Origin of the sequence: Pseudomonas sp. SJZ131, assembly GCF_007828705.1 — a bacterium.
In the GTDB taxonomy this organism is placed as follows: domain Bacteria; phylum Pseudomonadota; class Gammaproteobacteria; order Pseudomonadales; family Pseudomonadaceae; genus Aquipseudomonas; species Aquipseudomonas prosekii.
On record NZ_VIVC01000002.1, the window covers coordinates 82,845 to 96,270 of the forward strand.

At 57.3% G+C, this 13,426-nt stretch carries 12 protein-coding genes; 10 read left to right on the forward strand and 2 right to left on the reverse strand.

Annotated elements, in window-relative coordinates; genetic code table 11:
- The first annotated feature begins 45 nt into the window (after nt 1-45).
- Nucleotides 46-3,435 (forward strand): TM0106 family RecB-like putative nuclease, encoded by a 3,390-nt coding sequence (locus FBY12_RS07265; RefSeq protein WP_145252470.1) that lies wholly within the window; start codon nt 46-48, stop codon nt 3,433-3,435.
- On the forward strand, nt 3,410-4,012 hold the full coding sequence (locus FBY12_RS07270) for an ankyrin repeat domain-containing protein (RefSeq protein ID WP_103438639.1): 603 nt from the start codon (nt 3,410-3,412) through the stop codon (nt 4,010-4,012). Before FBY12_RS07265 ends, FBY12_RS07270 begins: the two co-directional genes overlap by 26 nt.
- Here the strand turns inward: FBY12_RS07270 and FBY12_RS07275 are convergent.
- A complete protein-coding gene (locus tag FBY12_RS07275) occupies nt 3,999-4,874 on the reverse strand; it encodes a WYL domain-containing protein (protein ID WP_145252472.1) in 876 nt (291 codons plus the stop codon). The two genes, FBY12_RS07270 and FBY12_RS07275, sit on opposite strands and share 14 nt — an antisense overlap.
- 119 nt (nt 4,875-4,993) lie before the next feature.
- Between FBY12_RS07275 and FBY12_RS07280 the strand changes: the two genes are divergently transcribed.
- From FBY12_RS07280 to FBY12_RS07315, 8 genes are all read left to right on the forward strand, one after another.
- Nucleotides 4,994-5,251 carry a hypothetical protein gene (locus FBY12_RS07280; protein WP_103438637.1) on the forward strand — a complete coding sequence of 86 codons (258 nt, stop codon included), beginning with the start codon at nt 4,994-4,996 and terminating at the stop codon, nt 5,249-5,251.
- Nucleotides 5,252-5,283: 32 nt separating this feature from the next.
- Nucleotides 5,284-5,484 carry a hypothetical protein gene (locus FBY12_RS07285; protein ID WP_103438636.1) on the forward strand — a complete coding sequence of 67 codons (201 nt, stop codon included), beginning with the start codon at nt 5,284-5,286 and terminating at the stop codon, nt 5,482-5,484.
- Nucleotides 5,485-5,618: 134 nt separating this feature from the next.
- On the forward strand, nt 5,619-6,488 hold the full coding sequence (locus tag FBY12_RS07290) for a GTPase (RefSeq protein ID WP_145252474.1): 870 nt from the start codon (nt 5,619-5,621) through the stop codon (nt 6,486-6,488).
- Nucleotides 6,489-6,504: 16 nt separating this feature from the next.
- A complete protein-coding gene (locus FBY12_RS07295) occupies nt 6,505-7,059 on the forward strand; it encodes a hypothetical protein (RefSeq protein ID WP_145252477.1) in 555 nt (184 codons plus the stop codon).
- Nucleotides 7,056-8,819, forward strand: a complete 1,764-nt coding sequence (locus FBY12_RS07300; protein ID WP_145252478.1) for a dynamin family protein — start codon at nt 7,056-7,058, stop codon at nt 8,817-8,819. The genes FBY12_RS07295 and FBY12_RS07300 overlap by 4 nt, the downstream gene beginning before the upstream one ends.
- The gene (locus FBY12_RS07305; RefSeq protein WP_256663286.1) at nt 8,816-10,459 is read left to right on the forward strand and encodes a GTPase; all 1,644 of its coding nucleotides are present in this window, start codon (nt 8,816-8,818) and stop codon (nt 10,457-10,459) included. The genes FBY12_RS07300 and FBY12_RS07305 overlap by 4 nt, the downstream gene beginning before the upstream one ends.
- Entirely contained in the window at nt 10,452-10,721 is a 270-nt protein-coding gene (locus FBY12_RS07310; RefSeq protein WP_145252479.1) for a YkgJ family cysteine cluster protein, read from the forward strand. The genes FBY12_RS07305 and FBY12_RS07310 overlap by 8 nt, the downstream gene beginning before the upstream one ends.
- A gap of 34 nt (nt 10,722-10,755) precedes the next feature.
- Nucleotides 10,756-11,874, forward strand: a complete 1,119-nt coding sequence (locus FBY12_RS07315; protein ID WP_103438630.1) for a GTPase — start codon at nt 10,756-10,758, stop codon at nt 11,872-11,874.
- A 193-nt stretch (nt 11,875-12,067) separates the two neighbouring features.
- Here the strand turns inward: FBY12_RS07315 and FBY12_RS07320 are convergent, their stop codons facing one another.
- Nucleotides 12,068-13,324 carry an integrase domain-containing protein gene (locus FBY12_RS07320; protein ID WP_145252480.1) on the reverse strand — a complete coding sequence of 419 codons (1,257 nt, stop codon included), beginning with the start codon at nt 13,322-13,324 and terminating at the stop codon, nt 12,068-12,070.
- Nucleotides 13,325-13,426: the final 102 nt, after the last annotated feature.

Consider the following 13,426-nt stretch of genomic DNA (forward strand, 5'->3'; position numbering starts at 1 on the left):
TCAGCGTGAAGCGTTCCTGGACGCTTCACCGTACTGGAAGCGACCATGCAAAGCCGAAACGGAATTCAGTTGTACTCTGCCTCAGATATCTGCGGTTTTCTTGAGTGCCAGCACCTCACGGCGCTGGACCTTCAGAACCTTGTAAGCCCTATGGAAAAAGCGGCGGCAAGCGAGCAGAACCGTTTGATCCAGGACAAAGGTCTGGCCCATGAAGCGGCCTTTTTCGAACGGCTGAAAAGCCAATACGCCAACGTTGTCGACATTGCCGAGGGCAATCCGAGTTTCGCGCGTCGGGTGGAACTGACCATCCAGGCCATGAAGGCCGGTGCCGATATCATCTTCCAGGCGTCGCTTCAGGAAGGCGCCTTTATTGGCCATGCCGACTTCCTGCGCAAAGTGCCGCGGGCGTCGGCGCTGGGCGACCACAGCTATGAGGTGATCGACACCAAGCTGGCGAAAATGGCGAAGGCCAAGTTCCTTGTGCAGGTTGCGCTTTATTCTCGAATGCTGATCTCGATCCAGGGCATACAACCGCAGTTCATGTACCTCGTACTCGGTGATGCTGCGCGTACCGAGCAGGCATTTCGGGTTGCCGACTACGCCGATTATCTGGAGCATGTGCTACAACGTTTCGAAGCGTTCGTGAACAGTGCCGAGCGACCCGTTACCTACCCGGAGCCATGCGGGCATTGTGGGTTCTGCGCCTGGCGTGATCGCTGCGACGAGCAACGACTGCATGACGATCACCTCTCGGCGGTAGCTGGTATCAGCCGTTCGCAAATCCAGAAGTTACAGAGTGCCGGCGTGACCACATTGCACCAGCTGGCGGACAGTACTGACGACCTGCACATTCCAAAACTGCAGACAGAGTCATTGAGCAAGTTGCGGCATCAGGCGCTTTTGCAGTTCCAGGGGCGTTCCAGCGATGTCCCGCTATTCGAACTGCTTCCCGTGTCGGGTGAGCGACGTGGCTTTTATCGGATGCCCAAGGCGGTCGAGGGCGACCTGTTCTTCGATATGGAGGGCAATCCGCTGGAAGAGGGTGGCCTGGAATACCTCTTCGGTCTTTACATAGACGAGGGTGGGCAGCAAATCTTCAAACCCTTTTGGGCGCATACCCGGGATGAAGAAAAGATCGCCTTCGAGCAGTTTATCGACTGGGTCATCGGCCATCTCAAGCGTTACCCCGACGCGCATATTTACCACTACGCCAGCTACGAAGAAACAGCTATTAAGCGACTGATGAGCCAACACGGGACGCGCGAAGCGCAAGTGGACTGGTTGCTGCGCAACGGCAAACTGATCGATCTGTACAAGGTTGTGCGCGAAGCTATCCGGGTGTCGGAGCCCAGCTACTCAATCAAGAATATCGAGCATTTTTACATGGGCCGGCGCGACGGCGACGTGACCAATGCTGGCGCGAGCATCGTGTTTTATGAGCGATGGAAAGAGACCGGCGAGTCGGCATTGCTTGAGCAAATCGAGCGTTATAACGAAGACGACGTGCTGTCCACTTACCTTTTGCGCAACTGGCTGCTGGAGATCAAGCCGTCAAATGCAGGCGCTTTTCTTGGGACTGAAGCCGAAAGCGAGAAGTCAGTCGTGGAGCAAAAGGAAATCGAGATTCTTCTGGAGAATTATCGCGTTCGTCTGCTGGGTGGTCTGCGAGCTGACGAAGAGGCCATGAGTGACGAGGATCAGGTCACGTTGCTCACCTTCCAGCTACTCGACTTCCACCGCCGTGCCGAGAAGCCAACGTGGTGGCAGCTGTTCAGTCGGCAGGACATGACAACCGAGGAGCTGCTGGAGGATATCGAGAGTCTGGCCGGTTTGCGGCGCACAAACACACCGCCTGAACCGAACAAGAAATCTTTTTTGTATGAGTACAGTTTCGACCCTCAAGAAACCAAAATGCGTACTGGTTCTCAGGGCGTCATTACCGAGTCCCTGGCCAGCGTACAGCTGGTTAATCTGGACCATGACAACGGTCTGGCGACATTCAAGGCTACCGAGAGAAATGCACCGCCTGATTACTTCGACATGATTCCCGGGAGGCCGATCCCGTCTACTTCGCTGCGCAAGGCGTTGTTCCGTTATGCCGACAGCCTCTTGGCCGACGAACAGCGCTTCCAGGCGGTTGCAGACTTTCTACATCGACGCGCTCCGCGGGTGAAGGGCGTCAAGCCGGGTGCGCCACTGCTTGATTCAAGCCTGCCGACGATTGATGCCATCAAGCAGGTGGTGCGAAACCTCGAGCACAGCGTGCTGTTTATTCAGGGGCCGCCAGGTGCAGGCAAGACCTACACCGGCTCGCACGTCATCGTTGATTTGCTCAAGGCGGGCAAGCGCATCGGCGTAACTTCCAATTCGCACCACGCCATCAATAACCTGCTGGCGGCGGTTGAATCTCGTGCGCAAGAAGAGGGATTCACTTTCGCGGGATTAAAAAAGTCCTCGGAGGGCGAAGGCACGGAGTTCACCGGCCGCTGCATCCGTTCCATCGAGGAAAAAAAGGAGTTCATCGATGCCTGGGGGCCGAACATTAACTTGACCGCCGGCACCGCCTGGCTATTTGCCGACCCCGTCTTCACTCAGCAACTGGACTACCTTTTCATCGACGAGGCTGGTCAGGTGAGTGTGGCGAATCTGGTCACGATGGGCCTGGCTGCGCGAAACATCGTCCTGATGGGCGACCAGATGCAATTGTCGCAGCCAGTGCAAGGCGTGCATCCGGGCCGCTCCGGCGATTCCATCCTCGACTATCTGTTGGATGGCACGCCCACAATCGCATCTGATCGTGGGGTGTTCCTGGCGCAAACCTGGCGGATGCACCCCAACGTTTGCTCGTTCATTTCGCAAGCCGTGTACGAAGGGCAGCTGTCTTCGGCACCCGGCACCGAGAGGCGGGTGTTGCTGCTGGATGGTCAGTGCCCGCATATTCCAGGCAGCGGGCTGATGTTTTGCCCTGTGGAACACGATGGCAACAGCCAGAGTTCGGACGAAGAGGCGGCGCAGGTCCAGGCGCTTTATGCGTATTTTTCGCAGCAGCGTTTTATCGATAGCGACGGTGAGGAACACGCGATCGGTGTCGACAACATCCTTGTGGTGGCGCCCTATAACTTGCAGGTTCAAGTGCTCAAACAAGTTCTGCCCGCAGGCGCTCGCGTGGGTACGGTGGATAAATTCCAGGGGCAGGAAGCAGAAATTGTCATCGTGTCGATGGCGACTTCCAACGAAAATTACCTTCCGCGCGACATCGGTTTTCTGTACTCGAAAAACCGTTTGAACGTGGCCGTCAGTCGCGCCAAATCCCTGGCTTGCATCGTCGCCAGTCCAGACCTGACCGCCGTGCGCTGCAAGACGCCACACGAGATGAGCCTGGTCAACGGCTTGTGCATGGCGGTCAGATATGGCACGGTCGATCGCCATGCTTGATCGCCTCGAAGACAGGGCTGAGCTTGGCCTCAGCGACTGGCACCTCTGTGTACTGCTCGATGATGTACAGCCTCTCGATCCGCAGGGGTTGAATCAGCGCGACCTGGCAGGTGACACGCCACTGGACATGGCCTACCGGCTGAACCGCAGCGGCCTGATCGACACGCTGGAGCTACTCGGCGCCCGGGGCAACCCGCAGATTCGAGGCTGGGCCGGCCGGGGCAGCTTTATGCCCCACGACAAGTACATCCACCTGCCTGCGCGATACGGCAATGTCAAAACCCTGCAAGCCCGCTACCGGCTGGGCGCCAGCCTCAATGACCGTGACGGGCTGGGGAACACGCCGCTGCATTGGCTGCTGGTCAACGGCCACTTGAAGGCCGCCCGGTACTTCATTGACCGCTACGTGACGTTCGGCCTTGATCTGGGCGCGAAGAACCACCAGGGCAATACCGTGCGCAATATCGCCCTGCTCAACGGCCATCACTCGCTGGCGCAGCAGCTACTCACGGCTGAAATCGACAACTACATCCGTGCGTTGCGTCTCTGGCGGGAAATGGGCCTCAATCATGCATGAGCCATGGCCTCAGTTCCTTGATGTTGCTGACCACGATCTGCTGAGCCTCAGGGTTGGTGGCCTGGTTTCTTGGGTCGACCTGATAGCGGCGCAATACATACTTAACCAGCGCCTTGCGGCTGGCGACTACCAGTTGTCCATCCGTCATACCGAAATCGGTTTCTATGATTGCCTGCTGCGCTGCGTTCAAGCGGCCATCGGGTGCAAAGATGATGGGCACTTCGGTATTCCAGTCTAGGTCCAGCTCACGTGTGTTCTGCGACTCGTCGAGCAAATCCGGCTCGCCCCGCAGGCGGCTCAACACAAAATCGCGGTACTCGCGGTTTTTCTCGCAATATGCTCGCACATGCCAGCGCATCCCGGTGTACACCAGGGTGTGAGGGGCAATCAGGCGGATTTCCACGTTCGGGGTGTTGAGCGAAACGTACTCGGTCTCCAGGCGCAAACCGTCGCGACAAGCCGCGAGCAGGGGCCGCAGGATTTCTGGCCGAATCGGCCGGTCGGGTACTTCGAGCACTTTGGTGTGGGCGTATGCCAGGGCTAGCCCGTCGATGTGCGGGGCCCGTTCATTGTTTTGGTAAAGCAGGTGCAGATAGGCACTGGCGCTGTCATCGATGAACAGCGGTTTGAACTGCTTGCTCGGTACATAGCCCTTGCGTTGCTTGTCATATGTCAAGTTTCGGGGCGCATGTTCATTGATGTAGGTATTGATGTCCTTAGAGGCTTGCTGCCGGCTGATGCCGAAGCTCTGGATCAAGTGTCCCGTGGTCAGTCGCCCTTCCCACCAGGCGACGGTCTCGATCAAACGATAGCGAAGTGCCAGGTCCCAGCGCACTTGTTCGATGGATTGCTTGCGTTTCATACCCGCTCCATGTGTTTGAATACTTTACCTGTATAAGTCTACATTCTAGACCTGTCGTGAATCACTACATATCGTGTGTCTGTCTTCGGAATACATCGAAGACATGAAAGGATGTGAGCATGACTATGCCGGACGTGGTTTCGACGGGTGCATTGGTGGTGATGGGCGTCATCCTGCTGGTGCTGGTACAGCAGTGTTTGAAGTTGAGCGAGCTTTGGAAAGTGGTCGCGCATTATCAGAAAGATTTGCACTGGGCGCAGATCTGGGAGGCGGAAAACCGCGAACTGCGTTCGGCGTTGCGGGCCGAGCGAGAGCACGTCGCGCAGTTGCAGCGAAAGCTGGAAATCCTGCAGGCGCTGATCCCGGTCGAAGAATAATCCGCAGCATTGCTCTATAGGAGAACCGATTCATGCCGATAAAACCCAGGCCCTTCACGTTTGTGTGTGAAGACTGCCACTGGAAGAAAACCATTGCACCGCGCAGCGATGCATTGATGCCCGGCGACTGGTTCGTCACCTGCCCGAAGTGCGGCAGCACCGCCCTGAAAATGCGTGCGGCGGGCTGGCTTGAGGCAGCCATAGCGGAGCTTATGGCACGACAGGGGCTTTAAGCCGCCGGCGGTAGGCATGAACAACGCGGCTGCGGTAGATCATGGCAATGTGGCATTATTTGTAGATATCTTGATATACCGCAGCCGCACAACGCGCTGTCGTTGGACGATGGCGCCCCAGGAGTTTCAGGTTTATGGATCAAGCAGTGCTGTACATCGATGCACTCGAGGCCGAGTGCAAACGCCTCCAGCTGCAACACACGGAGACTGCGTCACTCAAGCCGCGCATCGCTGCCTGGGGGTTGGTCAAGGCCGGCAAAAGCTCGTTGCTCAATATGCTGAGCGGCCATGTACACCAGGAATATTTCGCCACCGGCGCGGTGCGTACCACTCGCGAGAACCAGCATCTTGAGCTTGAGCACTATGTGCTGGTCGACACACCGGGCCTGGGCATCGACCAGAGCGACAGCGCGCAGGCCATGGAAGGGCTCGATATCGCCGATGTCGTGCTGTTCGTTCACGCGCCTCCGGGGGAGCTGGACGAGGAACAAGTCAACCTTCTGCTCAAACTGCGTGATGTCCATGGCGATGCGCTCGAAAAGCGGCTGGTGCTGGTGTTCAGTCTTCTGGACCTGGATCAGAACGACGCGATGGCGCAGGTGCGTGAGCGAATTGAAGGCCAGGTGCTGCGTTGTTTGGGGTTCCAGCCGACGTGCTTTGAAGTCTCCAGCCGCCGGTATCAGCGCGGTGTTGAGTTGGGCCGCGAAGGAATGCAGGCCAAAAGCGGCATTCCCCGCCTGGCCTTGCACCTTGACCAAATGTCGAACGAAATGGCCGCGTCACTCGCGGCGACTCGCCAGCAGCGCCTGGTGCAGCGCCGTGAGGATTTGAGCACAGCGCTTGACCAGGCCATTGAGCGTGAGCAAGTTCTGGCCCAGACACTCTGCGCACCCTACGCCCACACTGCCGGCGCCTTTATCGAGCTGATGAGCAGCGTTCAAAGCAGCTTTTCGGCCAAGACCGCCGAGATCCGCACAGCCCGCGAAAAGTTGAACCGCCTTTAAGTCAAGGAGACTTGTAATGCCTCTACCCTGGTTGATTGGTGCCGCTGCAGTGGCCGCCGTGACAGCGATCGTCAAGGCGGTGTCTGATGACAGCCCGTCTTCAAGCTCATCCAGCTCTTCAAGCTCCGGTGAGGCCGAGCGCCGCAAGCAGGAACTTGCCGCCAAACGCGAGCGCGAGCAGCAAGGCTTGAAGGATCGGATTTCAAATCTGGAAAAAGACCGCCGCGAGCAATTGAAATCCCAGCTCAACGGCGCCGCGCAAACCCTGGGTCAGCCCGTGAAGGCTATGGCCCCGGCAAAGACGGCGACTCAGCTGGAGCAAGTCGTCGCCAGCCAGCAATCTTCGGACTCAGCTTATGGCGATGCGATGAAGATCATTCTGCGCGCTGACTCGGCGTTCTCCGCGGTGAAAACCAAGCGCTTCCTATCTCAACTCAATGTGCTTGAGACACTGACCGCGCCGCTGGCTGCCCAACAGACGGAGCATCAGGCCCAGACTCAACTCCGGGAATCGGCGGCGCGAATCAAGCGTCTGCAGCAATTGAAAAACTCGGTGGAGCAGCTTGTATGAACGCCGCAACCCGCGACGAATTGATGGGGGCTTTCGAGCAACTCCAGGCCCAGTTTGAGCAGCAGAAAAGCGACATCCACGTTAAGGATCGTGCGTTCAATTTGCTGCGCCAGGAGTTTATCTCCAGCAACCTCGGGCACACCCAGGCGCTGCTCGGCGCTGTCAGCAGCGACAACCCGTTGCACAAGCTGGCGAAAGGTCTGTCGGAACGTTTGGCGGACCAGTTCGCCGTGTGGCAAAAACAAGTCAAGGTGCGCGCCAAGGGCGCGGAGTTTCGCGAAAACCTCAACGACTCTCTGTTGGTTTTCGTCTACGGCAAGGTCAAGTCCGGCAAGAGCTCACTGGGCAACTATGTCGCCTGGGGTCACAGCGAGCCGACGGCGCAGTTGAAGGCGCAGGCGAAGGTTCAACCGGTGTACTTCTCCGCCGAGCAGACGGCGGTGGATGGCGGCGACAAGCACAAGGAAGCCGAACATAACTTGCAGTTTCGCGTAGGCGCCACCGAAGCGACCAGCTCGATCCAGGGCTTTCGCTTGCCTGGCCTAACCTGGGTCGATTCGCCGGGCTTGCATTCCGTCAACCGGGCCAATGGTGACCTGGCCCGCGAGTATGTCGAACACGCCGATCTGATCCTTTACACCATGAGTTCACAGGCGCCCGGCCGGGCCTCCGATATGGGGGAAATCGGCGAGTTGCTGGCCGACAAGAAGTCATTGATGGTGGTGCTGACCGGCAGCGATACCACCGAGGAAGATGAGGACGACGACGGCACCGCGGTGTGTGAAATCGTCATGAAGTCGGCAAAGGATCGGCAGGCACAAGTCGATTATGTGAACAACGAGTTGCTGAGGCTGGACGACAATGCGCTGAAATACACGCATGTTTTGCCGCTGTCGACACGCTTCGCTGAAACGCACCCGGATCATTTGCCTTCCAGTGGTGTGGGCGACTTGTTCCGGACGCTGAAGACAATCTGTGACAGTGGTGCGCTGCAGCTCAAGCTGGCCACGCCGATGAAAAATCTGCGCAACGCCATCAAAGACACAGCGACGGATCTGGCCCTGGTGGCAGAGCTGGCCAACGACTTCGAGCAGCAGATCCGCGAGCAGGGCAAGGCCATCGAGCAGGAGGTGCGCAACCTGGGTCTGGCGGGCGCCGCGCAGATGAGCCGCTACGTCAACCAACTGTTCGATGCTGGCTACGACGAAAAGATCGAAGGCAAGCTGCGTAACCAACTGGCGTCCGTACTGGGTGACCGCGCTGAGGACGCGTTGAAGCACATCGACAAGACACAACAAGCCGGATTGCGCCGCGCCTTCGACGCGAGCCGCTTAAGCGCCTTGCCTGAATACCGTGAAGTGACTGTTGCCAAGGAATACCGGACCGGCACCGAATCGGGGACCAAGACGGCCTGGGGCACGGGCGGCTCACTGTTGGGCGCCGCGTTGGGGTTTGCCGTGGGAGGCATACCCGGAGCGCTCCTCGGTGCGTCCATTGGCAGTGCTTCCAGTCTTGCCGGTCGCAGTGCCAAGGCTCGCTACGAAACGCACCAAGTGGTGGTCGGCGACAACCTGGAGGAGCAGCGCCAAGCCGCCCTCGACGCCTATGCCAACGCCGTGCCGGCCTTGCTGGCCGAGCACGTCATGGGCCTGTACGAGCCGGTACGCGCCAGCATGCAGCGTTATTGCGAGGTGCTCGTCGCTGAGATTACCCGCTTGAACGACAGACTTGACACTCTCGTGGAGACTCCACAGTCATGACTCAACAACCCCCAATGTCCCACATCCTGTCGCTCTACGACGACGTGGACGAACTGTGTGCCGTGTACAACCCCTCGGCAACATCGGCCATCCGCAAGATGGTGGCGGCCCGGAAGGCCAGTGCTGCTGCGACCATTATGGTCTACGGGGTGTACAACGCCGGCAAAAGCACGCTGATCAATGCGTTGCTCGGCGCCGAGCAGGCGCAGGTTGCCGATACGCCGGAAACCTACAAAATTCAGGGCTACCGTTGGGGCGACTTCGAGATCCTCGATACGCCAGGTATCGACGCACCGCAAGCCCACGAGCAGGTGACGCGCGAGCAGCTGTATGGAGCTGACGTGGTGATATTTGTGGTCAACCCGTTGGGCGTTGTTGAAGAAGAAGCAACGCTTTCGGCGCTGCTGGAGTTGGTCGCGCGTAACAAACAGATCTTTCTGGTGCTCAACCGCAAGAACCCGCTGGAGCCGCTGGAAGCAGAGCGAATCAAGGATCAACTGCGCGAACGCATCCAACAGATGGCCCAGGCGCGTGGGTTGCCACCAGTGTTGCAGGCAATTCCGATCCTGGAGGTCAACGCCCGATCGGCGCTCAAGGCGAAACTTGAGCACAAGGGTAATTTGCTGCAGAACTCGGGCTTTCCGAAGTTCGAAAGTGAACTCAACCAGTTCTTTGCTTCGATAGAGCAGCGTCAGATTGTTGCAGGTGTCGCCACCGATCTGAGCGGTTTCCTGGGTGAGACGCTGGCGCTGTTGGACCAACAGCGCGATCAGGCCTCCAGCGCTCGCATCGACGAGTTCTACGCGCAAATCGCACGGCGTGAGATCGACCTGCGTTCGCTGCTTAAAGCGTCGGTACAAGCGAAGGCGGCCGGGGTGGCCAAGGGCGCGATGTTGGCAATGCACCAGGACGCCGAGGGTGCTCAAACCAAGATCGACGGGCTGATCCGGCGCGCCAACGAACAGGTGTGTGGCGAACTGGATGACGAGCTCAAACGTCTGGCGCTGGATGCGGCGCAACTTCTAGAAGAGATGCTCGATCAGGTCCGCGTGCAGCACCCAGACATGCCTTCTACGGGTGCGTTGAATATCCCCGGCGCCTCAGCTGGCGAACCCGCCGGGGCTACAGGTTCGGCCGTCGATATGAGCTTGCTGGAAGCAGGTGTGCGCCAGGCGGGCGGAGCGCTGAAGACCGAGCACGTGGTGACGGTGATGAAGTTGGGCAAGGAGTGGCTGCCCACTCTGTTCAAGGGTATTGGGCCGATCACCATGGGGAAAATGGCTGAGCAGGTTGTAGGCAAGGTGCTGCCTGCCATCGGTGTCGTCTACCAGGTCGGCAAATTGATCTACACAGCTTTTGCCGGCGACCCGGAACAGCAACGCCTCGAAGAACAGGCTCGCCAAGAGCAGCAGGAGCGTGAGCGGCGCGACCAGGCGATCAAGAGCCTGGGCGACGACATTGCCTGGGAATTTTCCCGCACTCTTACCGAGGTGGTGGAAGCCAATATCAAGAGCAACTTTGCGCTGGTCAATGACAAGCTCAAGGCTTTGCGCGGCAGCCTCAGCCAGACCGAGTGCAAGCTCAGCGAAGACCGCGAACTGCTGGTGCAGTGCCAGGTCACCTTGGACACCTATGTCTGATCACCGCAGGGCATTCCCCTGCAACCGCTGCATGCAGTGCTGCAAACGCGTCAATCTTTTGCCGCAAATAGCCGGGATGGATCGGGGTGATGGGGTATGTAGGCATCTGGATGAGACTGATGGTGGCTGCCGTATCTACGCAGACCGGCCGGATATCTGCCGCGTGGATCGGCAATTCGAACTGAATTATCAACGGACGATGACGTGGGATGCGTTCGTGGAAATAAATGCAGCGGCCTGCAAACAGCTGCAAACGATGTGATGTGTTGATCATTTGAATATTTAAGGAGGCTGTAATGGTGGAAGTAGCTGATCGGCAACAGGATGCGATTGATGACGTCATTCGTGACGCCGTGCGAGGTTCCGGTAAGGTCAATATCGTCGTCGCAGGCAAGACGGGCGTGGGTAAAAGTACCCTGATCAACACGGTGTTCCGTGGGCAGTTGGCGAAGACCGGCTCCGGTACCCCGGTGACGCAGCAGATCGAAGAGATCACCAAGGAAGGTCATCCAATCACGATCATCGACAGCAAAGGTCTGGAGTTGAAGGACTACGCGACCATTCTCAAGGATCTGGAGAGTTTCCTTGAGTTGCGTGCGGGGCATCACGATGAAAACAAGCACATCCATGCGGCATGGATTTGCATTCAGGAAGGCGGTGATCGGATTGAGCAGGCGGAAATCGATCTCTGCCGTGTGTTGATCGATCAATCCATTCCAGTGGTGGCGGTTGTCACCAAAAGCATGTTCGCTAAGGACGTTGACTTTCACCTCAAGGTCAAAAAGCTTTTGCCCGGCGCTTCAGCCGTAGTACGGGTGCGCGCAGAGGCGCAACAGATCGAAGACGACGAAGGCAACGTTTTCAAGTTCGGGGTCAAAGGTATCGACGAGCTGATCTATGAATCTGCGAGGCTGATCCCCGAAGCAAAAAAGCGTGCATTCGCGAATGCATTGAGCTCGCGGCATCAATCTTCCATGAAAATCAAAGTCGAGCAGGCTGAGAAGGAAGTATTGATCGCCAGCGGCCTGGCAGCGGCGGCTGGGGCTACGCCGATTCCATTTTCAGACTCTTTTGTATTGATACCGATTCAAGTCGGGATGCTGGCCAAGATTGGTGTGACGTTTGGAATGGAAGTCAGTACCAGTGCGTTGACGACCCTGGTGGCATCGGCGCTGGGTTCGAGTGCAGCAAGCTTATTGGGCCGGGCAGTCGTGACCGGTTTGCTCAAAATGATTCCAGGTGTGGGCAGTGCGGTAGGCGGCACTATCGCCGCGACAACGGCTGCGACGCTGACGAAAGGTTTGGGAGCGGCCTACATTTCGGTGTTGACGGATTTCTGCAATAACAACCCGGGCAAGGAGCTTAATATCAGTTTGATCGGTGATGAGTTGAAGAGAAAACTCTCACTCAAGTAGTGTGCGACTTATATGTCGACCTGTCAGGGATCTGACAGGTCGACAAGCGGTTCCGGAGTTTCAAAACTAATACTTTCTCTACGAAGATGCGTTTCGGATGGACACGGTGTTTTATGAAATCCCGGAGGGCCCATGTTCAACGGTGTTATCTCTGATCGAGTAGCACTGGTTTTCTCCAACGCTGAGCCGTGGGTCAGCGTATTGACACGACTTTTCTGTCTCTACTTTCTTTAATAGCTGCCATCGACAGGCTGCCAGTTGCCGCTTCTTGGATGTGCTCACTCCACCAGGCCATCATCGGGCGTCTACGCTCAATGTAGTCGGCTCGGTTGTAGGCGCTGCGTACCTCATCTTTATCGACGTGGGCTAGCGCGACCTCGATTAACTCAGGATCCCAACCGCGCTCATTAAGGATGGTACTCGCCATTGAGCGCATGCCATGACTTACTAGGCGCCCTTCGAAGCCCATGCGCTTCAGCGCCATGTTGGCTGTCTGGCTGTTGCAGTGGGTGCGAGGGTTCCGGTCTGCAGGGAAGACGTACTCCCGGTGTCCACTGTAGGGCTTGATTGCTTCCAAGAGCGCCAAAGCTTGTTCCGTAAGCGGAATGATGTGCACCCGACGTTTCTTCATGCGCTCCGCCGGTATAGTCCAGATCTTCTTTTCGAAGTCGATATCAACCCAGCGGGAAGTGGCAGCCTCGGCTGGCCGAGTCATGGTGTGAAGTTGCCACTCAATCAGGCAGCGCGTAGTTCTTTTTATGCTGGCATTGGCAATTGCCACCATGAGCTCTTTCAGCTCATCGGGCGCAAGGGCCGCCATGTTTTTCTTTTTGGGTTTTTTGAAAACGGAGCGGATTCCACTGAGCGGATTCGCGTGAATCAAACCCGAATTGACACCATAGGTCATGATCTCATTGAGGCGTTGGGTTAGACGTTTAACGGTTTCGAGACTGCCCTTCGTCTCGAGGGGGCGAAGCAAATTTATGACTTTAGGGGCAGTGATAGCAGAGATTGGGGTGGTGGCCAGATCAGGGAAGACATGCAGTGTGAGAGAGCGCCAAATATCCTCGGCGTACGCAGGGGTGACTGAATCCTTTTTGAGCTCGAACCACGCTGCCGAGATATTTTCGAAAGTGTGTTCCGTGGCTGCTTTTTTCGCGTGCCGCTCGGCGTCTCGTTTCTCTTTAGGGTCCAGCCCCTGGGCGACAAGCTCTCTCGCTTCAACGGTTCTCTTACGTGCTTGCGCCAGGCTCACCTCAGGAAAGGTGCCCAACCCCATGTTTATCCGCTTTTTCGTCACAGGTTGGATGTAATTGAAATTCCATAGTTTTGAGCCATTGATTCTCACTCGCATCTGCAGGCCGTTGCCATCGGTGAGTATATAGTCCTTTTCCTTTGGTTTCGCGGCTTTGACTTTTACGTCTGAAAGGCGCGTGGCTTGGGCTCCCATGGAGTATTCCGATGCTGTTTATGTATTCCAAAAAATAGCAGGTGAGGGCTTGGAATACCACTTGGAATACACGAAAGCCTAGATGGTCACGGATGCTGGTGA